Source organism: Novosphingopyxis baekryungensis DSM 16222 (assembly GCF_000420305.1).
In the GTDB taxonomy this organism is placed as follows: domain Bacteria; phylum Pseudomonadota; class Alphaproteobacteria; order Sphingomonadales; family Sphingomonadaceae; genus Novosphingopyxis; species Novosphingopyxis baekryungensis.
Map to the genome: position 1 here is coordinate 172,407 of NZ_ATUR01000008.1, position 20,302 is coordinate 192,708.

A 20,302-nucleotide genomic window follows, 5' to 3' on the forward strand; every position below is an offset into this window, starting at 1 on the left:
CCGAATGTCCGCCGCGGTGCTGACCGTCCGGCGAAATATGCGATTCGATCCGCCAGCGTACCCATGCCGACATGCGATGCGCAAAGACGGCCGGACCGGGCGGAACTGACGATGTTTCCCGCCGACAGCATGGCCTGCAAGGTCGGGTAATCGATTGCCGACAATGCCGCGCCTGCGATATCGAATTGGGAGGGAGAGGGCTGGTCCATAGCAAGGGGTGTAAGGCCGAAGAGATAAACTTCGGTAAAAGCGCGGCTAAGATCGCGTTAGGCTTGATGAACAGGATCGATGGTTGCCAGCCACCGGGCTCTGGCTGCACCGGCCTGTCCGCCTGCGTCCGCCTGCGCCGCGCACGAACTCGCGCGCATTCGGTTCCGGGCTGGCCGCGCCGAACTGGCAATATCTCGTGCGCACCGCTACATAGCCCCGGATGAACATGCAGCCCGATTTCCAGCTGGGGGACGATCTTTCCGGCAAGCGCATCGTCGTCGCGATGTCCGGCGGCGTCGACAGCTCCGTCGTGGCTGCGCTGGCCGCGCGCACCGGGGCGGAGACCATCGGCGTAACCTTGCAGCTATATGATCACGGCGCGGCGGTGCAGCGCACCGGCAGCTGCTGCGCCGGGCAGGATATCCGCGATGCGCGCGCCGTGGCCGACCGGCTGGGCATCGCCCATTATGTATTCGATCATGAAAGCCGCTTTCGCGATTCCGTGATCGACCAGTTTGCCGATGATTATGCCAATGGCCGCACGCCGATCCCCTGCGTGCAGTGCAATATGGGCGTGAAATTCACCGATCTGCTCTCGCTGTCGCGCGAACTCGGGGCGGACTGCCTGGCCACCGGCCATTATGTCCGCCGCGCGATGGGGCCGGACGGGGCCGAGCTGCACCGCGCCGCCGATCCCGCGCGCGACCAGAGCTATTTCCTGTTCGCCACCACCCGCGATCAGCTCGATTATCTGCGTTTTCCGCTGGGCGACCTTCCCAAGGCGCAGGTGCGCGAGCTGGCGCGCGACATCGCCCTGCCTGTCGCCGCCAAGCCGGACAGTCAGGATATCTGCTTCGTGCCCGATGGCGATTATGCGCGCATCGTGCGCAAGCTGCGCCCCGAAGCGGGTGAGGAAGGCGCGATCGTCGATCTGCGGGGGCAGCAGCTCGGCCGGCACAAGGGCATCATCCACTATACCGTCGGCCAGCGCCGCGGGCTGGATATCGGCGGACAGGCCGAGCCATTGTACGTAGTGCGGATCGATGCCGAGGCCCGGCAGGTTGTGGTCGGCCCCAAGGCGGCGCTTGCGGTGCGCGGCGTGGCGCTCAGCGATATCAACTGGATCGGCGGCAGCCGCGACGGTCCGCTGACGGTGAAGGTGCGTTCGCTCGCAAAACCTGTTCCGGCGCGGCTGGTGGACGGTCAAGTGCTGTTCGATCGGCCCGAATATGGCGTTTCGCCGGGCCAAGCCGCCGTGCTCTACCGCGATACGCAGGTGCTGGGCGGCGGCTGGATCGACCGGACCTTTGCCGCGCAGGACGCGCTGGCCGCTTGAAGCTGGCTGGCAGGGAGCGCCGGCCATCCTGTCCTACATCGGCAAGAGCGGCTATCGCACTGCCATGGCCAGCCTCCATCAAGCCCCTTGCCCATGGTGGCACGGTCCGCAGCTCATCGCTGTGGCAAAACGCCTGACCGGAATTACGGCGCTACCGTATCGCGACCATCGCGAACTTCCAGCGGACCTTCAATCCGCCGCGGCCAGCTCCGCCGGGGTCAGCAGTACGCAGCCGAAATCACCGCGCTTTTCCGCCGCCGCTTCGGCCAAAAAGGGTATGGAGGCAAACAGACGGCCCGTCGCCGGATCGTCCCGCAGCGTCACCATTTCCGTGCCCGGCTCCTTGTCACGCTCGCAACTGGCCAGACTGCGGTTTTCCACGAAACGGCAGGAACAGGCCACGCGCGCCGTATATCGCACGCCAAGCTGCGCCTGGCTCGTCAGATGGGTCCAGTTATACGCCAGCAGCGCCGCCGCCAGTGCGATCAGCAGCGCAAGCGCGATGAGCAGCCAGTGCCACCATGGGCGCGCTCGGCGGGTGTTAGGGCTTGTCATGCTTGGTCTCGCTGGTGCAGGTCATCGCGCTTATGCCTAGGAACAAATCCCTCCCGCCCGCAACCGCTTTTGCCGCCGCGCTTCTGCTGACCGCCTGCGGATCCGATGCTCCTGTCGCCGAGCCACCGCCACCGCCCTGCGATGCGCGCTGCGACTATATCAGCCTCGACAGTCCGGTGGACCGGGCCGTGCTGGATGCGCGGATCGATCCGCTGTTCAGCGATCCGGCGCAGGCCGAAACGCGCGCGCTGCTGGTGCTGCGCTATGGCCAGCCGGTCGCCGAACGCTACGGACCGGGCTTTTCGGCCGAAACGCCGCTGATCAGCTGGTCGATGGAAAAGAGCGTCACCGCCGTGCTGATCGGCATGCTGGTGGCCGACGGCCGGCTGCGGCTGGATGATCCCGCGCCGATCCCCGAATGGCAGAGCCCCGGCGACCCGCGCCGGGATATCACCCTGCGCCATCTGCTGCACATGGCCAGCGGGCTGGATCATACTGAAGGGCTGGACGCGAATGAGCCCGGCGCGATCTACGATGGCGATACCGTACGCATGCTGTTTCTGGAAGGCGCGGACGATATGGCGCGCTATGCCGAAAGTCGGCCGATGGAAGCGCGTGCGGGCGAGAAGTTCGAATATAGCTCGGCCACCACGGTCATCCTGGCGGACATCATCGCGCGCGAGCTGACCGACAGCACGACCCCGCGCGTGCGCATGGAGACGGTGCAGCGCTTCGCCAAGGGCCGCCTGTTCGAACCGCTGGCCATGGACAGCGCCGTGGTGGAGTTCGACCGCGCCGGCACGATGATTGGCGGATCGATCATGCATGCCACCGCGCGCGACTGGGCCAAGTTCGGGGAATTCCTGCGCACCGGCGGATCGATTGGCGGCGCGCAGATCATCCCGCGCAAATGGATCGAGTTCATGCGCACGCCGTCCGCCACCAACGCGGTCTATGGCGGGCATATCTGGCTGAACGCCCGCGCCGGGGCGGACGGCCTGCCGATCCTGTTTCCGGACGCCGCGCCCGCCAATACCTTCGCCGCGCTGGGCCATCTTGGCCAATATGTCATCGTCTCGCCCGATCAAGGGCTGACGGTGGTGCGGCTCGGCAAAACCCAGGATGAAGAGCGCCAGGCCGTGCGTGACCAGCTCGGGCGGATCGTCAACCTGTTCCCGGTCGGCGGTTGATCAGAAGCGAAACCGCCCCTCGACCACGGTCACGCATTGCCCGATCAGCACCGCACGGTCGCCCTCGCGGCGGCAGGACAGGCGGCCGATGCGGTGGCTGCCCTGTACTGCGCTGAACTGTTCCTGCCCCAGCCGGTCGCACCAGAACGGGGTCAGAGCGGCATGGGCGGACCCGGTCACGCTGTCCTCATCCACACCGGCGCCGGGCACGAACACCCGGCTCATCACGTCGCTTTCGTCGCCCGGCGCGGTGCAGATGAACTGCAGATCGCCCAGCCGGGCCAGACCGCGAAAATCCGGCATGAGGCCGCGCACCGTTCCGGCATCGGCATAGCGAAAAACATGATAGCCGACGGCATGGCTCGCCACCTCTTCCGGCACCGCGCCGAGCAGCGCCACCGCGTCGTCAAATGCGCCAGACACGGGCGGATAAGCGGGCAGCGATAGCGCATAGCCATCCGCCTCCCTGGATACGTGCAAAATGCCGGCCTTGCGGGTGCTGAACGAGACCGTTTCGCGCTCCGGGGCCAGCGCCGTCAGCACCACATGCCCGCTGGCGAGGGTGGCATGGCCGCACAGATCGACCGTGCTGGTCGGCGTGAACCAGGTCAGTTCATAATCCGCCGCATCGCTGGCATCCGGCACCAGAAACGCCGTCTCCGCAAAATTGTTTTCCGCACCGATCGCCTGCAGCACGGCATCATCCGGCCAGCTGTCCAGCAGCATGACCGCCGCCTGATTGCCGCCAAAGGCGCGGTCCGCAAAGGCATCGACATGAAAATAGGGCACATTCGGCATGGCTCAGCTCTCCTCTGCCAGTTTCTTGAACTGGTCTTCCTCCACCAGCGCATTGCCCGGCTCATCCACATGGCCTTCGGGATCGATGTGGATCAGAACCTCCACATCGGGAAAGGCCCGGCACAGATCCGCTTCCACGCGGTGGATGATGTGGTGGCTTTCCTCCACCGTCATCGTTGCGGGCATATCGACGTGAAACTGTGCAAAGTCGCGGTTGCCGCTGGTGCGCGTGCGCAGATCATGCAGGTTCCGCAGCTCCTCGTGCCGGTGCGCCACCTCGATGAAGCGCAGGCGCTTTTCCTCCGGCCATTCGCGGTCCATCAGCTGGTCGATCGCCCGCGCCGCACCGCGCCACGCGCCCCAGCCGAGCCAGACCGCAATGGCCACGCCGAACAGCGGATCGATCCAGCCGATGCCGGCATATTGGTCCAGCACCAGTGCGGCGATGACCGAAAGGTTGAGCACCAGATCGCTCTGATAATGCAGGCTGTCGGTCTCGATCGCGATCGACCTGGTGCGCCGGATGATGCTCTTCTGATAGGCGATCAGGAAAAAGGTCGCGACGATCGCGATGACCGAGACGAGGATGCCGGATTCCGCTTCCACGGTCACCGCATCGCTCATCAACCGCTGCACCGCGCGCCAGGCGATCAGCGCGGCGGATACCGCGATCAGGGCCACCTGAAAGAGCGCGGCCAGCGACTCGGCCTTCCCGTGGCCGAAACGATGGTCCTCATCCGGCGGCATCGCGGCATAGCGCACGCTGAACAGCAGCACGAGCGAAGCGACCAGATCCAGCCCGGTATCGGCCAGCGATCCGAGCATCGCGACCGATGCGGTCTGGACCGCGGCCCATGCCTTGAGACCGAGGAGGAACAGCGCGGTGGAAACGCTGGCATAGGCCGCGCGCACATTGAGCGGCGTTCCGCCACCATCCTGCGTACTCATGGGAAAAGCAGGCCTTCGCTCCAGTCACCTTCGGGATTACGCTGAAACAGGCGGCGTTCGTGCAGCCGATATTCGCGGTCCTGCCAGAACTCGATGCGCTCCGGCGTCAGGCAAAAGCCGGACCAATGCCGGGGCCGCGGCACATCGCGGCCCTTATATTCATGCTCATACTGCTCGAAATGCTTGATGAATGTGCCGCGCCGGTCGAGCGGGCGGGACTGGTCCGATGCCCAGGCCCCGATTTGCGAATCGCGGGCGCGGCTGGCGAAATAGGCATCGGCAACGTCATTCGGCACCACCGCCAGCGGGCCTTCAATCCGGATCTGCCGACGCAGCGATTTCCAGTGAAACAGCAGCGATGCATGCGGATTGGCCGCCAGCTCCACCCCCTTCCGGCTTTCCAGATTGGTATAGAAGACAAAACCGTCCGGGCCATGCCCCTTCAGCAGCACCATGCGAACCGACGGACGGCCCTGCGCATCGGCGGTCGCCAGCGCCATGGCATTGGGATCGTTCAGTTCGCTATCCTGCGCTTCGGCAAACCAGCTATCGAACAGGGTGAAGGGATTATCGGCCATGCGCCCTGCATTAGCGAAAGCGCACGGGCCGGTCGAGACTGTCATGCGGTGCATGGCGATAGCGGACAGATGCAACGCATATGTTGCCTCCGGCCCTCGCGCATCCTAACTCCTGCGACATGGCAAACCCTTATTCCACATTGGGCGTCTCGCAGGATGCGGACGATAAGACGATCAAGAGCGCGTATCGCACGCTCGCCAAGGAGCTGCATCCGGACCGCAACAAGGACAATCCGGCGGCTACGGACCGGTTCGGCAAGGTGACGCAGGCCTATGATCTGCTGATGGACAAGGACAAGCGCGCGGCGTTCGACCGGGGCGAGATTGACGAAGACGGCAATCCGCGCGGTCCCTTCGGCTATGGCGGCGGCGCGGCACCGGGCGGCGGCTTCCGCCCCGGCGGTGGACAGCGCGGGGGCTTCGGCGGCTTTCCCGGCGGCGGCGAGGAAGTCGATCTCAGCGATATGTTCAGCGATCTGTTTGGCGCCGGCGGCGGGCCGCGCCAGCAGCGCTCCAGCCCTTTTGGCCGCAGCGCGCCGAAACCCAAGGGCGCAAACATCGCCTATCGCATGCAGGTGAGCTTCACCGATGCCGCCACCCGCGAAGACCAGCGCATCACCTTGGCCGACGGCAAGACGATCGATCTGAAACTGCCCGCAGGCCTTGTCGATGGCCAGCAGATACGGCTCTCCGGCAAGGGCCAGCAGGGGCCCGGCGGGTTCGGCGACGGCATCGTGACGGTGCAGATTGGCAGCCACCCCTTTTACGAACGCGACGGCGACACCATCCGCCTGGACCTGCCGATTACGCTGAAAGAAGCGGTGACGGGTGCCAAGGTGCGCGTGCCGACGGTGGATGGACCGGTGATGCTGACAGTGCCTGCCGGGTCCAGCTCCGGCAAGACCCTGCGGCTGAAAGGCCGGGGCTTCAGCGCCAAGGGCGGCGCGCGCGGCGATCAGCTGGTGCGGCTGATGATCGAAATTCCGGAAAAGGATGCGGCGCTGCAGGACTTTGTCGAGGGATGGAATGCGCCGGACGGCGTGAGAGATTCGCTTGGTATCTGACCACAGCCCGCTCTCGCCGGAAGCCCGGCGCAAGACGGCTTTCCGCCTCCGCAAGCGGGAGCGGAACGAAGAGACGGAGGCGCACTGGTTCGAGCGGCTGCGGCCCGGACAGAAATCCTTCGAGATCATCAAGCGCACCGCCGTCGGCGTGTATAGCGACGGGTTCACGCAAGCGGGCAATTTTGCCTATCTGGCGCTGCTCGCCGTGTTCGCTTTCTTCATCGTCGCCGCGGCCGTGGCGGGCGTTTTTGGTCGTACCGAGCTGGGTTTCGATCTGATCCAGAGTTTTCTGCAGACGGTGCCGCCCACTGTAGGCGACGCGCTGAAGGCGCCGGTGGAAAGCGCCATGACCGCAAGGTCCGGCCCGGTGTTGTGGCTCAGCGCCGTCGTCGGCCTGTGGACCACCGGCAGCCTGATCGAGACGATCCGCGCGATCCTGCATGATGCCTATGGGACCAAGGCGCAGCGCCCCTTCTGGCAATATCGGCTTCGTTCGATCGCCATCATCATCGGCGCCGTCCTTCTGGCGATGCTGGCCTTTTCCATGCAGGTGCTGGTCACCGGCGCGGAACAGTTCGTCTACAGCTATCTGCCCTGGGCTCAGAATGTCTCGCGCATTCTCTCCTTCGGGCGCTTCATTCCGTTTCTGGTGCTGTTCGGCGCGCTGTATATCCTGTTTCGCGCGATCACGCCGCGCCGGTACCGTGGAGATCAGTGCCCGAAATGGCCGGGCGCGGTGCTGGTGAGCGCCTGGTGGCTGGCCTCCACCATGCTGCTGCCGCTGTTCCTCAGCAATGCCAGCAATTATGATCTGACCTATGGCAGTCTGGCCGGCGCGATCATCGCCCTCATCTTCTTCTATCTTATCGGCCTTGGCATGGTTACCGGCGCGCATCTCAACGCGGCTCTGGCCAATGAAGGTCTGTGCGATGTAGAGGACGGCCAAGGAGAATCGAACGCATGACGGGATTGATGCAGGGCAAGCGCGGGCTAATTATGGGCCTCGCCAATGAAAAGTCGCTCGCCTGGGGAATTTCGAAGAAGCTGGCCGAGCATGGTGCCGAGCTGGCCTTCAGTTATCTGGGCGATGCGCTGGAAAAGCGGGTCCGCCCCTTGGCCGAGCAACTGGGGTCGGATCTGTGCATCCCCTGCGATGCGTCCGATCAGGACTCCATCGACGCCTGCTTCAGGACGCTTGGCGAGCATTGGGATGGCATCGACTTTCTTGTCCACGCCATCGGCTTCTCGGACAAGAATGAGCTGCGCGGCAAATATGTCGACACCAGCCTCGACAATTTCTTGATGACGATGAACGTCAGCGCCTATTCGCTGGTCGCGGTCACCCGCGCCGCGCGCCCGATGATGAAGAACGGCGGCTCGGTCCTCACCCTCACCTATTATGGCGCGGAAAAGGTGATCCCGCATTACAATGTCATGGGCGTGGCCAAGGCGGCGCTGGAATCCAGCGTGCAATATCTCGCCGTGGATCTTGGGCCGGAAAATATCCGCGTGAACGCAGTGAGCGCCGGGCCGATCAAGACGCTGGCCGCCAGCGGCATCGGCGATTTCCGCTATATCCTGAAATGGAACGAGCTGAACGCCCCGCTGCGCCGCAATGTGACGATCGAGGATGTCGGCGGTGCCGGGCTCTATCTGCTGAGCGATCTGGCCAGCGGCGTGACCGGCGAGGTGCACCATGTGGACGCGGGCTATCACACTATCGGCATGAAGGCCGAAGACGCCCCTGATATTGCGCTAGACCATTGACCAGTCGCATACGCCCCGAAAGCGCGCAGGATATTCCTGCGATCCGCGAGGTGGTGCGCGCCGCCTTTCCGCAGGACGCCGAAATGCGATTGGTCGACCGGCTGCGTGCATCCGGTGACATCGCCAATTCGCTGGTGTGCGAGGCGGACGGCTTCATCGTCGGTCATGCCCTGCTCAGCCGCATGAACGCGCGTGCTGACGGCCGCCCGGTCGCCGCCGCCGCGCTGGCCCCCGTTTCGGTATTGCCCGAATGCCAGCGCGAAGGCATCGGCACGCGGCTGATCGAACGCATCATTGAAGACGCGCGTGCCAGCGGCTTTGCCCTGCTGTTTGTGGTCGGCGACCCGGATTATTACAGCCGCTTCGGTTTCAGCACCGATGCCGCTGCGCGCTATCGCTCGCCCTATCGTGGCCCGCAATTCATGGCACTGCCGCTCGCGCCGAACCTGCCCACACCATATGAAGCCGATGCGGCCTATCCCGCCGCGTTCGACCAGCTGGAAAATAGCTGATGGGCAGGCCCGTCGCATGAGCTTCAACAGCTTCGGCCATCTGCTGCGCGTCACCACCTGGGGTGAGAGCCACGGCCCTGCCATCGGCTGCGTGGTGGATGGGTGCCCGCCCGGCATCGCCATCAGCGAAGCCGATATCCAGCCTTTTCTGGATACACGCCGTCCTGGCACGTCCCGCTTTACCACCCAGCGGCGCGAGCCGGACGCGGTGCGCATTCTGTCCGGCGTATTCGCCGGCAGGACCACCGGCACGCCGATCAGCCTGATGATCGAAAATGTGGACCAGCGGTCCAAGGACTATTCGGAGGTCGCCAAGGCCTATCGCCCCGGCCATGCCGACTATGCCTATGATGCCAAATATGGCTTTCGCGATTATCGCGGCGGCGGGCGGTCCAGCGCGCGCGAGACCGCGATGCGCGTGGCCGCAGGCGCGGTCGCGCGGCTGATCATCCCACAGGTCGAACTCACCGCCTGGACCGACGAGATTGGCGGCGACCGGATCGACCCCGGGGCCTTCGACGCCGCACAGATCGGCCAGAACCCCTTTTTCTGCCCCGACGTACGAGCAGCCGCGCGCTGGGAAACATTGGTCGATGGCGCGCGCAAGTCCGGCAGTTCGCTCGGCGCGATCGTCGGGTGCGAGGCACGCGGTGTGCCGGCCGGCTGGGGCGCGCCGCTCTATGCCAAGCTGGACGCCTCGCTGGCCGCTGCGATGATGAGCATCAACGCCGTCAAGGGTGTAGAGATTGGCGACGGCTTCGACGCCGCCCGGCTGGCCGGCGAACAGAATGCCGACGCCATGCGTCCCGGCGAGCATGGCGAGGGGCCGCAATTTCTGGCCAATCATGCGGGCGGCGTGGCAGGCGGCATCGCCACCGGGCAACCGGTCACGTGCCGCGTGGCATTCAAGCCAACCAGCTCGATCCTGACGCCCGTGCCCACCATCACCAGCGATGGAGAGGCGACCGATATCTCGACCAAGGGCCGCCATGACCCATGTGTCGGCATCCGCGGCGTTCCCGTGGTCGAAGCGATGATGGCCCTGGTGCTGGCCGATCAATTCCTGCTCCATCGCGCGCAATGCGGCTAGGGAATTGCCAAACTGTCGGCTAGGCACATCACACGATGTTCCTGATTGAAGCCTTCCGCGCCCTCATTGCCGAACATCAGGCCATTATCGGCCTGATCATTCTGGCCGGCATGTTCGTCGGCTTCGTCATGGAGCGCTTTCCCGCCACGGTGGTTGCGATCCTCGGCGCGTGCCTGTTCCTGTTCCTGGGTATATTGGACGGCGACGGACTGTTCTCGGTGTTCTCCAACCAGGCGCCGATCACCATCGCGGCCATGTTCATTCTCTCCGGCGCCTTGCTGCGCACGGGCACCATGGATGCCATTGCCGGCATCATCATCGCGCGGTCCAAGAAACATCCGAAGCGCGCGATATTGGAGATGATGGTCGGCGTGTTTTTCGCCAGCGCCTTCATGAACAACACGCCCGTGGTGGTGGTGATGATCCCCATCATCATGCGGCTGGCCACCGCGCTCGGCACCAGCGCCAAGCGGCTGCTGATACCGCTCAGCTATGTCTGCATCCTGGGCGGCACCACCACGCTGATCGGCACATCGACCAATCTGCTGGTCGATTCGGTGGCGCGCGATAACGGCCTTGCCGGATTCGGCATCTTCTCGATCACGCCTTATGGTCTGATCGCAGGCGTGGTCGGCGGCACGATGCTGCTGTTCGTCAGCCGCTGGTTCCTGCCGGACAAGGATGAAACCAGCCCCTCGCTCGGCCAGGAGGCCAGCGGCTTCCTGACCGAATTGCGCGTGCGCCATGACAGCGAGCATGTCGGCAAGCAGCTGTCCGAGCTGCCGCTGATGCGGCGATCCAAGGTGAAGGTCATCGCCATCAAACGGGCGGGTCGCTTCCAGCGCACGGGCATCGAGGATGAGGTTCTGCGCGCCAATGATCACTTGGTGCTGCGCTGCGCCATCGGCGAGCTGCTTTCGCTGCGATCGTCCACCGAGTTCGAAGTGGGTCTCACGGCGGGCGATTCGGACGTGCCCGCCAACGCCCGCTCGCTGGTCGAAGCGACCATTGCGCCCACGCATCCCGCCATCGGCCAGCGCCTCATCGACATCCCGTTCCTGTCGGACCTCAAGGTCCGCATCCTCGGCATCTCGCGTTTCCGCAAGGTGCCAGGGCCCGATCTGCCGGGCGCCCGCGTGCATGCCGTCGATCGCATTCTTGTGACGGGCGAGGCCGACGCCATCCAGGCCATGTATACCAACCCCAATCTCTACGGCGTCGGCGAGACCAAGGAACGCGAATTCCGGCGGGACCGCGCGCCTATCGCCATCGGCGCGCTGGCCGCAGTGGTCGCCCTCTCGGCGTTCAACGTGCTGTCCATCGGCATCGCGGCCATCATCGCCGTCGGCGTGATTCTGCTGACGCGCTGTATTGATGCGGAGGAGGCGTGGAGTTCGCTCGACGGCAATGTGCTGGTGCTGATCTTCGCCATGCTGGCCGTCGGTCTGGCTCTCGACAATGCCGGCAGCGTCCAGCTCATCGTCAATGAACTGACGCCGATCCTGAACAATGTGCCGCCCTGGGCCCTGGTGTTCGCAGTCTACGGCCTTTCCGTCCTGCTCACCGAAGTGGTGACGAACAATGCCGTTGCGATCATCGTCACGCCCATCGTGATCCAGCTTGCCAATGATCTGGGCGTCGACCCGCGTCCGCTCGTGATCGCCGTGATGTTTGCCGCATCGGCCAGCTTCGCAACGCCGATCGGTTACCAGACGAACACGCTGGTCTATGCCGCCGGCGGCTACAAATTCACCGACTTCTTCAAAGCGGGTATCCCGCTCACCCTCGGTGTCGGCATTGCCACCTGCCTGGCGATCGACTGGCTCGCCTGAGCGGCGAGACGCTGTCAGATAATGGTCTTGCGCAGCGCCTTCTCGGTCAGCGCAGCGTCTCCGTCCACATTCCCGATGATCGCCATGCTTCCGTCCACCTGACGCCGCGCAACCAGCAGGACGAACTCTTCCGCGCTACCGGCAAAGAGATCGAGCGTTTTGGGCTCGGCAGCGCGCAGCTTGGCACGCGGATCGGGTTTTTTCCGGACCGGCTTGTCGGCGCGCCGCGCGGCGCGCTCATCGCGCACCAGCGCCTTCAGTCCGCCGTCATAGCCTTCCAGCACCGCGGCAAGTTCGCCGCACGCCAGTTTGGCGCGCTTGGCATAGCCTAGCGCCGCGGCATATTCGGTCAGGCGCGTCTTGTCATAATCCGCGCCAAAGACCAGCTTGACGATCGGCGTCATCGGCGCGCGCGCCTGCGCCGTCATATTCATGTCTTTCAGAAGCGCGGCATAATCGCCCGGATTCTGCTCGGCGATCAAACTCACATCATAGGCCATGCCGATCGCCGCATAGAGCGATGAGCGACTACGCAGATCGGCACGTTCGGCTGCCTGCGCCTTGGTTTGCGCAGCGCAAACCCAGTCGGCAAGCGACGCCTCCGCCCCCAGGTCGGCAACCGCAAAAGCAGCGTTTGCCATGCCAGCGGCAGCCGATTCCTCGTCGTCCATATGGCTTGGTGCGTCAGCCCAGACCGGCACCGGATCGGGCCGTGGACGGACCGTGCGCAGCGCGTTTTCCACCTCCAGCTGCAATTCACCGGAGACGGCGTCGCTGGTGGCTTCCTTCCAGTTGATCACACCATAGATGAAATCGATGCTGTCATCATCGGACGAGAAAGGCAGCAATATGCCGCGATACATGATCGTCACGCCGCGCTGGTTCACGAATTCGGCTTCGAAGCCGATCGGTGCGCGGTTGGCGATGATCTGCAGATAATGATCGGTGATGCGCGTCATCAATGAACGCGGCGGCACCTCGTCCAGATAGGTGATGTCCCCGCCGATGCCGCATTCCTCGCGAATCGCGCCGCCGATATACTGAATCGACGGATTCTCGATGCCGGAGGTAAAGTCGAGCAGTACGGCATTGTCCGCGAAATCGGGGACATCGGCCGGTTCCAGATCCTCGATGTCCGGAAAGTTGCGGTCCCCAAGCAGCGCCGTCCAGAAATTATAGGCACGCACCTGCAGTCGGCGTTCATCGCCTGCGATAGCGGGCGGTGCATCCAGCCCGATATCCTCTTCATCATGAAGCTCGTCATCATAGCTGACATACTCGCCGCCATCGCCAAATGGGCTGCCATATGTGTCAAAACCGCGCAGATCGTCCATCGCCACTCGCCTTCACCTTTGCCCACCCCGGCCAGGACAGGTGACACCGATGTGCACCATCTGTGGTTAAGGCATCGTAAAAACACATCGCTGCGCGGCCTTACCCCGCGCAACATCTTGCCAGCCGCCCCCCACCCCGCTATGCGCGCCTCTCGGTAAGCCGCTTTAGCTCAGCTGGTAGAGCACATCATTCGTAATGATGGGGTCAGGTGTTCGAGTCACCTAAGCGGCACCACCTTCCCAGAGCACCGTCCGATAGGACCTGCGTCTAGCCGCTTCTGGAAGTGTGCTCAGTGGGTAGAGAGTGGGTCGTCCTGCCCAAAGGTACATACTGAAAGGCGTTCAGCTAAGGGCAGCTTTGCGCCCCAATTTCGGACCTTGAATCGCTCACCTTAGCTTCCCAAACGCCGCTGTATGCTAGAACGATCTTTTGAGCTACTGCTGAGAGAAATGGAACGCAGAACGACGTTCCAAAATAGCCAGATCCAAGTTCGGAAGAATGCTGATCGAATGTTGCCGAAACACATACAAAACAGACACGGAATTTGGATGACGCGGAATTCCAAATATATGGCTTCGACCGGAGGGGCGCAGTGCCAGTAAGTAGGAAGTCGCATCAAAATCGCGCCCTGAGCGATCGACGCAAGCTCGGGGCGTACTACACACCGGCAAGACTTAGCCAAATCTTGGTCGATTGGGCAGTATGCAATCCCGATGACACTCTTCTCGAACCCAGCTTTGGCGGTTGTGGTTTCCTTGAATCTGCCCGCATACGTTTTGAAGAGATGGGTTCCAAATCGCCTAAAGATCAGATTTACGGTGCCGATATCGATCCTTTGGCGTTTAATTTTTTGGCCGAAGTGCTCGGGACGCCAGTTGATCTGGATCGCTTTATCCAATGCGATTTTCTTGAATTGGAGAAGCCGAGGCTTTGGCCAACTGGCTTCACAGCGATCGTCGGCAACCCGCCCTATGTGTCGTTTCAAGAGATAGATTCTGAAAAGCGCCGGGTCTTCACCAACAAGACTTGGCCCGTCGACCATATCGGCGGACGAGCGAGCCTATGGGCATATTTTCTAGCTCATTCGCTTTCTTTTTTGGATACGGGCGGGTGCATGGCTTGGGTCCTGCCAGGTGCCTTCCTACAAGCTGACTACGCCCAAACGCTGCGTTTGCACCTTGCCGAGCACTTCAATCGGGTTGGCGCATTTCTTCTCGCCGAACGGATATTCCTTTCTGAAGGTGCTGAAGAAGAAACCGTCATTCTCTTGTGCGATGGGTTCGGTCAGCAGGGTTCCGCACAGGACGTCCAGCTTTTTCGGGCTGATTCCGTATCCTCATTGCATCAAATTATATCGGAATGGGATGCTGCAGTGGCCCAGGGCGTTTGCGGTTGGCAGCCGTCCGCGCAACTGTGCCTTACTCAGGAATGCCAGCAAAAACTCTCCGAGCTCCATCAGAACAAATTCGTCCATAGCTTTGGAGAGATCGCAAAAGTACAGATCGGGCTAGTTACCGGTGATAATGCGTTTTTTACCCTCTCTAGAGCCCAGCTTGCTGAAGGAGGCTTGCAGGAACGCGATTGCAGGAAGATTCTGACGAAGTTTAATGCCGCGAAGGGACTGAGCTTCCTTGAAGATGATCACGAAACTAATGTCGCCGAGGGGCTTAAAGGTTTCCTTGTAGACAGCGAAAGTGGTCCTAAGAGCAAACGCTTGCTTGGTTACCTTGATCGCTATGACAAGGATAAAGTAGCGACCGTCAGTACGTTCAAGAAGCGCGCAATCTGGTCGGCTCCGGATGACCAAAAGACACCGGATGCGTTTTTCACCGTCATGAGTCAGCATGGGCCCCGGATGGCGCTGAACCCAGACGGGATAACCTGCACGAATACTGTGCATCGGGTCTATTTCAATGGCTCACTGAAGGTGCATCAACGCAAGCTTTCGGCCATTTCGCTGTTGACCAGCTTTGCTCAAATGTCGGCCGAACTCGTGGGCCGGAGGTACGGTTCGGGCGTGTTGAAGCTGGAGCCACGAGACGCCGAAAAGATTTCCCTGCTGCTTCCAAGCGTGCCCGCAAAAGTGGTGTTCTCTGCCTATGCCAAGATCGATCGCAGGCTGCGAAAGGGTGAATTGGCTGACGCCTCCCTAATCGCAGACCAGCTCATCTATACAGCCTCGGGGCTCGAAGACTGGCGGCATGTATCTGAGATATTGAACGACGAAATTTCGGGGGTACGAAAAAACCGGACGCCGGACAGGAAGGCTAGGCAGCGCCAGCGATAGAGCTGTTCGCCCACATTCGGTTGAGAGCGGTCGTCGAGCTAACATCGATATGCGCCATCTTGGATCGGAAATAGCGGGTCCAGCATAGGCGCTCGAACTCAGAGAGTGACCGGCACCAAGACGGATCATTCCGAAATTCGAACCATTTCTCTTCGTAAATATTGGCGGCTACGATTTCGCAAAGCAGCGCGATATCCATGGGGGGATGACACCAGCGCGGGACGCTAACCTTTGTAAATTTGTCTTTGAAATTAGGTTCGTGGCCGCCGTATTGCATGTGCATTAGTGGACCGGACTGATAGCCATCCTCTTGAGGATTCGCGCGATCGATATGCCAGCGCGATAGCGGAATGCCTTTAGTGTTCCAAAACGTCAACGCTATATCAAGACGTGTGAAAGGCGGCTCTTCAGTTTCATCCGATTGACAGACATCAATATTAGCAACGATTTTTGGAACGACTTCCTCATCGCAAATACCGGAAACCTTTTTAAATACGATCGGATCGCCTGGGTCGACTTCAGTTGACCAATCCACACTGTTCCTTCCGCCCTTGAGGCTGCCTGCCAACCGGGACAATACGTTATAGCCCTCTTGCTCGAGTACATCGTGCGAAAGCAGCGTCGTCGCAATGGAGTGTAACGCTTGGCCAGCATATTTTGCCTTAAGAGACATCTTGCAACCCTTTAAGGCCTTTTCATAAGCTTGATTTCTGCGACAAGATCGAGATCGTTGTCATCAAATACCATCTTGCCATCGCTGCTTTCCACCTTGTCGGTAGCGATGCAATCCCAGCAAATCCGGGGTCGGTTGAGATATTTCGGAAGGGTGGGCACAAACAGGGCGACTGAGTGTACCTGCTCTGTCCCGCGACTACAGCTAGCACAGCTGACCGCGATCAAGGCATCGTCGGAACCCGTCCATGGTGATTTCGCCGCAGCCAGATTAAGACCGAACCTTTCATTCAGGAGCTTCGCTCTATCCGCTGCTTTCAGGCCGGTAGCGCGCGCCGCGAAGATGTCTTTCATCCATTCATCCAGCCGATGCGCCCACCAGCGTGGCCACGCGGTGGAAAACAGGCCTCGGTATGCTAGTTCGGCCTCATTCAGCTTCGAGAGGATGGCAGTTTCATTATCGACCGAGACTCCCAGTCGGGCAAAAACGTCGGCCTGATCGAGCAGCAATCCTGATTGCAGAACGACCTCCTTCAGAATGACCCTTGCCGCAATATGGGGCGCTTTGGCATCCTTCAGTTGGATCCTTAAGGCTTGAATATCCAGCGCTTCGGCATCCCGCTCACCAGCATTCATGATCGAATTAAGATCGAATGCTCCGCTCTGCGGACGCAGCGCCTCATAAGCGGAACAGAGGTCGAGAATTTCGCTTCTGACCCCCTCGACATCGTTATTTATTGTGTCTTTGGTATATACACGATCGAACAGATCATGAGCAGTTTTGTCCGGAGAAAATAGATTCAGAACCTTATCTAACGCTGAAAACAGCACGATGGGAGCATCGTGTTCCGGGCGCTCAATGGCCTGATCTCGCAACTTCTGCGCCAAGGAGCTTGCCTTAAACCCCTGTTCTGGCTTCAAAACTCCAAGGTTTTCATCGAGTTGGTAGTCGAGCGCGATAGCATGTGTTTCCTCTCCAAAAATATCAGTCGCAAGCACGGCAAGCTCAGCAAGCTCCACTGGCACAGCGTCCAAAACACCTTCTTCGTGAAGGAGCTCGTCGAAACCTCCATCAATATAGTCATCAACAAAAACCACCCGGTAGGTCATACAATGCCCTCATCGGCTAAGAGCTTAAACTCAATCCTGCATTTATATCCATCGGAAGGGGCGACGAACGAGACTTCCCCACCATAGGTCTCAGCGATATCGCTGACGATTTTCAAACCTAGCCCCGTGCCCGGTCCCGCGACGCCATCCTCGTCGGAATTGATCGTGGTAGTGAAGAACGCATCAAATGCACGGTCGCGATCATCGTCTGCAATGCCGGTACCATTGTCCTCGAACCCAAGCACCGCGTACTTTCCTTCAAGCCGTGCATCGATCCTAACCCTTCGCGGGCTTACCTTGGCCCTTTTCATCGACTTCATAGAGTTAGTGAGGAAATTGAGAAGGACGGAGTCAAATTCGCTCGCGTGCATTTTTGTAGTGCGCAAGTTTTGCGGCTGAATATTCTTCATCAACTCGACACTCTGGTTGGAAAGGTATTCAGAGAAATGTTCTTCAAACCGGTCAACCGCCCCAACAACAGATAATGTAGACAACTTACGACTTTCTGTGCTGGACATCAGGCCTGCGATATATCCGCCAATATCAAAAATCCGCTCCGCCGCCTTCCGGATGTTGTCGTGACTCTTTTGCAGGATATCCTTTGCCTGCGGACTTTCGATCTTCGTTAGTCGCTTTTCAAGCAAGGTGAGTTGGGCGCGCATCGAATCCTGCGAGCCCTTTACCTCATGGCCAAAAACACTAATCGATAAGCCTAGCGAGGCGAGTAGGCGGAGCATCTGCTCGTATTCGAGCGACGCGGCTTCTCTAAGCTCAACCGCTTCCTCATATCTTCTTGCCTCATCCCGTGCTGCTTCAAACGAATTTTCATCGGATGCGCTATCCTTAGCCTCCGCTCCCTTCGAAGTGCCGCCGACCTGCGATTTTTTGGCTAGCGCATCGATAATTTGACTTGGCTTTTTGGGCTGCGGAACGAAATTCCTTTGCCCCGCGGTTTGCTTCCTTGATCGAGCAGCGGCCACACGCTTGGTAGCCCAGTCGATGATTTGACGGACGAAGTCGCGCAGCTCAAAAAATGCTCCGTTCTCAATCAAGCCCTCGCGGCTGCTTGTCTCCTCCAGAAGCGGATTCCGGTCACCATCAAGGTCGACCTGCCCAAAAAAGTTTTGGTTGCCTGCTGGCACCAAGAGAACCCTACGAGCTGAGTCTGCATCAAATCGCAGCCAATCATCATTGGCCTCTCCATAGGGTAATACGCGGAAGCCATTGCGATAGATACGAATGCCGCCATACTCGCGGCCCATTCTCGCTGCATCGGCCTGCGACATTCCGCCGAGATATTGGGTGGCATAGATGAAATATCGCGTCGAAAAAGTTGTAGGACCAACGAGCTTAAATCTGTCTTCGAGCGCAAACGTCTCATCAATGTCTAGTTTTTTGGACTTTAGATGTGCCTTAGCGACACCCTCATCATCAATCGATGCGGCGATCTCCACCACGGCTAGCGACAGGAAGGTGTCTTCTATCGAAAAGCTTTTGGCGTGGTTAGCTTGGCTCACATTATCAATCGTAACAGAAAAGCCGGGATCGCTGCGCCGCTTGCTACTCTGCTTCGTCGACGGCTTTGCTAATGGAAAAGGTGGCTGCAGCAACATGACCGAACGCCATATCTTCTTTATCGCGGACTCTGACCAAGCATCGCGTAGCCCGATAATTTTCAGCGTCGTTCCTTGATCCTCAGGATCTTTCTCGAACTTATCAATCGCATTGAAGACATCACTTAGATCCCTCCCAGCGGCGAAAGACTCGTCCCATTCGAACGAGACACGGTATCCCCACTCACTACCTCGCGGTTTGGTCTCCAACTCTAACCGCTTTCCAAGCCGCTGAACCGCAAACCGACCGATGCCCTTCTTGCCAGCGCGCGGTCGCCCATAAAGTGGTGAAACGGGATTATCGGCCTTGTCGGTCGTCGAAATACGCATCCAACTGCTGCGGATGACCTGATCGGTCATTCCGACGCCGTTGTCGGAAATGACTAGCATGCCGCCCTTCCGGCCTTGGCCGCTAAAGTTCAGCTCGACTTGGGTGGCATCCGCGTCATATGCATTCTTGATAAGCTCGGAGACCGCAGTTCCCTGCTTGCCGACAAGTTCGACCCCTAACCGTTGAATATGCCCAGCATCCACGGTGAACCGAACCGTCCTGGGGTCGTCGTCGACGATGGATCGACTCAATCTTTCAATCAGCTGCCAGTCGGGAGAATCCTTTTCAAGCTCCTCGGAAATCGCAGTTTTCGGGTCAGCTTGGGTCACAGAATCAACCTGCTACGACCTTTACCAACAGGTTCTCCGAAGCTATTTATTGATTGTTTTGAGCGCACTTGCGCTAACCCCTTGTAGGCAACCGTTTTGGTCTCTCGAAAGATGGCCTTCCAGCGTCGCGACTTTGTTGTCAATCAGCTGATCTAAAAGTTCTGCGCTGCCGCTGATTAGGATCATCGAACCGCCGCCACCCGAGTAGCGTAGATACCAAGTGTCGTGAACGAGGAAGACGGTTCCTTGAATCTCAGCCATGCGGATTCCTTCAGTTTGAGCACTAAGACGATAGACTTTGCTTACCTACCAAGTGAGCATCATCGCAGCAGATTGTCGAGATCGTTGAACGACGGCTTACTAATCCTTTTGACCAATAGCAGACTACCGCTGTCGGCCCATAAGCCTGTCCGTCGTCAGAACATTTGGCACAACTCGCGGCGTAGTCTTGCGGAGTGTGGGCTTCGACTGATGGTTGGTTTTAGGCGGCGAGCCTGCGGTGTTGCAAGCGCCGATATTCGAGGGTCTGTCGCTTGATCCTTTCTCTTCTTTTGATGATCGTCGGTGCCCTGCCGAAGTAGGCATCGGCGGGTGTCACATTGTCGAGGCTTTCGTGGTAGCGCTGGTGGTTATAGTGCTCCACAAAGGCCTCGATCTGGTTTTCGAGATCGCCGGGCAGGAAGTAGTTTTCCAATAGCACGCGGTTCTTCAGGGTCTGGTGCCAGCGTTCGATCTTGCCTTGGGT

The 20,302-nt window shown here is 60.2% G+C and carries 19 protein-coding genes and 1 tRNA gene; 10 read left to right on the forward strand and 10 right to left on the reverse strand.

Going from position 1 to position 20,302, the window contains the following annotated elements; translation table 11 throughout:
- The first annotated feature begins 436 nt into the window (after window positions 1-436).
- Window positions 437-1,546, forward strand: coding sequence for a tRNA 2-thiouridine(34) synthase MnmA (gene mnmA, locus G410_RS0113800; protein ID WP_028971495.1), 1,110 nt, complete (start codon window positions 437-439; stop codon window positions 1,544-1,546).
- A 189-nt stretch (window positions 1,547-1,735) separates the two neighbouring features.
- Here the strand turns inward: mnmA and G410_RS18230 are convergent, their stop codons facing one another.
- A complete protein-coding gene (locus G410_RS18230) occupies window positions 1,736-2,101 on the reverse strand; it encodes a hypothetical protein (protein WP_022674258.1) in 366 nt (121 codons plus the stop codon).
- Between the two features lie 32 nt (window positions 2,102-2,133).
- Here G410_RS18230 and G410_RS0113815 point away from each other — a divergent pair, with 32 nt between their 5' ends.
- On the forward strand, window positions 2,134-3,291 hold the full coding sequence (locus tag G410_RS0113815; RefSeq protein ID WP_033317708.1) for a serine hydrolase domain-containing protein: 1,158 nt from the start codon (window positions 2,134-2,136) through the stop codon (window positions 3,289-3,291).
- On the opposite strand, the gene G410_RS0113820 is transcribed toward G410_RS0113815, so the two are convergent.
- The 3 genes from G410_RS0113820 to pdxH are packed head-to-tail and all read right to left on the reverse strand — an operon-like array spanning window position 3,292 to window position 5,615.
- Window positions 3,292-4,089 (reverse strand): PhzF family phenazine biosynthesis protein, encoded by a 798-nt coding sequence (locus G410_RS0113820; RefSeq protein ID WP_022674260.1) that lies wholly within the window; start codon window positions 4,087-4,089, stop codon window positions 3,292-3,294.
- A 3-nt stretch (window positions 4,090-4,092) separates the two neighbouring features.
- The gene (locus tag G410_RS0113825) at window positions 4,093-5,037 is read right to left on the reverse strand and encodes a cation diffusion facilitator family transporter (RefSeq protein ID WP_022674261.1); all 945 of its coding nucleotides are present in this window, start codon (window positions 5,035-5,037) and stop codon (window positions 4,093-4,095) included.
- Window positions 5,034-5,615 carry a pyridoxamine 5'-phosphate oxidase gene (pdxH, locus tag G410_RS0113830; RefSeq protein WP_022674262.1) on the reverse strand — a complete coding sequence of 194 codons (582 nt, stop codon included), beginning with the start codon at window positions 5,613-5,615 and terminating at the stop codon, window positions 5,034-5,036. The genes G410_RS0113825 and pdxH overlap by 4 nt, the downstream gene beginning before the upstream one ends.
- A gap of 119 nt (window positions 5,616-5,734) precedes the next feature.
- On the opposite strand from pdxH, the gene G410_RS0113835 reads away from it, so the two are divergent.
- Genes G410_RS0113835 through G410_RS0113860 form a run of 6 tightly spaced genes read left to right on the forward strand, consistent with a single transcriptional unit; the run spans window position 5,735 to window position 11,880 of the window.
- Window positions 5,735-6,679: a DnaJ C-terminal domain-containing protein gene (locus G410_RS0113835; RefSeq protein WP_022674263.1), complete on the forward strand. Its 945-nt coding sequence runs from the start codon at window positions 5,735-5,737 to the stop codon at window positions 6,677-6,679.
- Window positions 6,669-7,643 (forward strand): YihY/virulence factor BrkB family protein, encoded by a 975-nt coding sequence (locus G410_RS16920; RefSeq protein ID WP_022674264.1) that lies wholly within the window; start codon window positions 6,669-6,671, stop codon window positions 7,641-7,643. The genes G410_RS0113835 and G410_RS16920 overlap by 11 nt, the downstream gene beginning before the upstream one ends.
- Window positions 7,640-8,446, forward strand: a complete 807-nt coding sequence (gene fabI / locus G410_RS0113845) for an enoyl-ACP reductase FabI (RefSeq protein WP_022674265.1) — start codon at window positions 7,640-7,642, stop codon at window positions 8,444-8,446. The genes G410_RS16920 and fabI overlap by 4 nt, the downstream gene beginning before the upstream one ends.
- Window positions 8,443-8,958 (forward strand): GNAT family N-acetyltransferase, encoded by a 516-nt coding sequence (locus G410_RS16925; RefSeq protein ID WP_022674266.1) that lies wholly within the window; start codon window positions 8,443-8,445, stop codon window positions 8,956-8,958. The genes fabI and G410_RS16925 overlap by 4 nt, the downstream gene beginning before the upstream one ends.
- A gap of 16 nt (window positions 8,959-8,974) precedes the next feature.
- Complete coding sequence (gene aroC, locus G410_RS0113855; protein WP_022674267.1) at window positions 8,975-10,048, forward strand: chorismate synthase; 1,074 nt, start codon at window positions 8,975-8,977, stop codon at window positions 10,046-10,048.
- A gap of 35 nt (window positions 10,049-10,083) precedes the next feature.
- Entirely contained in the window at window positions 10,084-11,880 is a 1,797-nt protein-coding gene (locus G410_RS0113860) for an SLC13 family permease (RefSeq protein WP_022674268.1), read from the forward strand.
- A gap of 14 nt (window positions 11,881-11,894) precedes the next feature.
- Here the strand turns inward: G410_RS0113860 and G410_RS16930 are convergent, their stop codons facing one another.
- On the reverse strand, window positions 11,895-13,214 hold the full coding sequence (locus G410_RS16930) for a PAS domain-containing protein (protein WP_022674269.1): 1,320 nt from the start codon (window positions 13,212-13,214) through the stop codon (window positions 11,895-11,897).
- Between the two features lie 159 nt (window positions 13,215-13,373).
- On the opposite strand from G410_RS16930, the gene G410_RS0113870 reads away from it, so the two are divergent.
- Window positions 13,374-13,449: transfer RNA gene (locus G410_RS0113870), tRNA-Thr, on the forward strand.
- Window positions 13,450-13,759: 310 nt separating this feature from the next.
- Window positions 13,760-15,502, forward strand: coding sequence for an Eco57I restriction-modification methylase domain-containing protein (locus G410_RS0113875; RefSeq protein WP_028971500.1), 1,743 nt, complete (start codon window positions 13,760-13,762; stop codon window positions 15,500-15,502).
- Here the strand turns inward: G410_RS0113875 and G410_RS0113880 are convergent.
- From G410_RS0113880 to G410_RS0113900, 5 genes are all read right to left on the reverse strand, one after another.
- A complete protein-coding gene (locus G410_RS0113880) occupies window positions 15,483-16,175 on the reverse strand; it encodes a hypothetical protein (RefSeq protein ID WP_022674271.1) in 693 nt (230 codons plus the stop codon). The two genes, G410_RS0113875 and G410_RS0113880, sit on opposite strands and share 20 nt — an antisense overlap.
- 11 nt (window positions 16,176-16,186) lie before the next feature.
- On the reverse strand, window positions 16,187-17,284 hold the full coding sequence (locus tag G410_RS0113885) for a hypothetical protein (RefSeq protein ID WP_022674272.1): 1,098 nt from the start codon (window positions 17,282-17,284) through the stop codon (window positions 16,187-16,189).
- Window positions 17,281-19,557 (reverse strand): sensor histidine kinase, encoded by a 2,277-nt coding sequence (locus tag G410_RS0113890; protein ID WP_022674273.1) that lies wholly within the window; start codon window positions 19,555-19,557, stop codon window positions 17,281-17,283. The genes G410_RS0113885 and G410_RS0113890 overlap by 4 nt, the downstream gene beginning before the upstream one ends.
- A 42-nt stretch (window positions 19,558-19,599) precedes the next feature.
- Window positions 19,600-19,818, reverse strand: a complete 219-nt coding sequence (locus G410_RS0113895) for a hypothetical protein (RefSeq protein ID WP_022674274.1) — start codon at window positions 19,816-19,818, stop codon at window positions 19,600-19,602.
- Between the two features lie 220 nt (window positions 19,819-20,038).
- A partial coding sequence (locus tag G410_RS0113900) for an integrase core domain-containing protein (protein ID WP_022674275.1) occupies window positions 20,039-20,302 on the reverse strand: 264 nt, incomplete at its 5' end.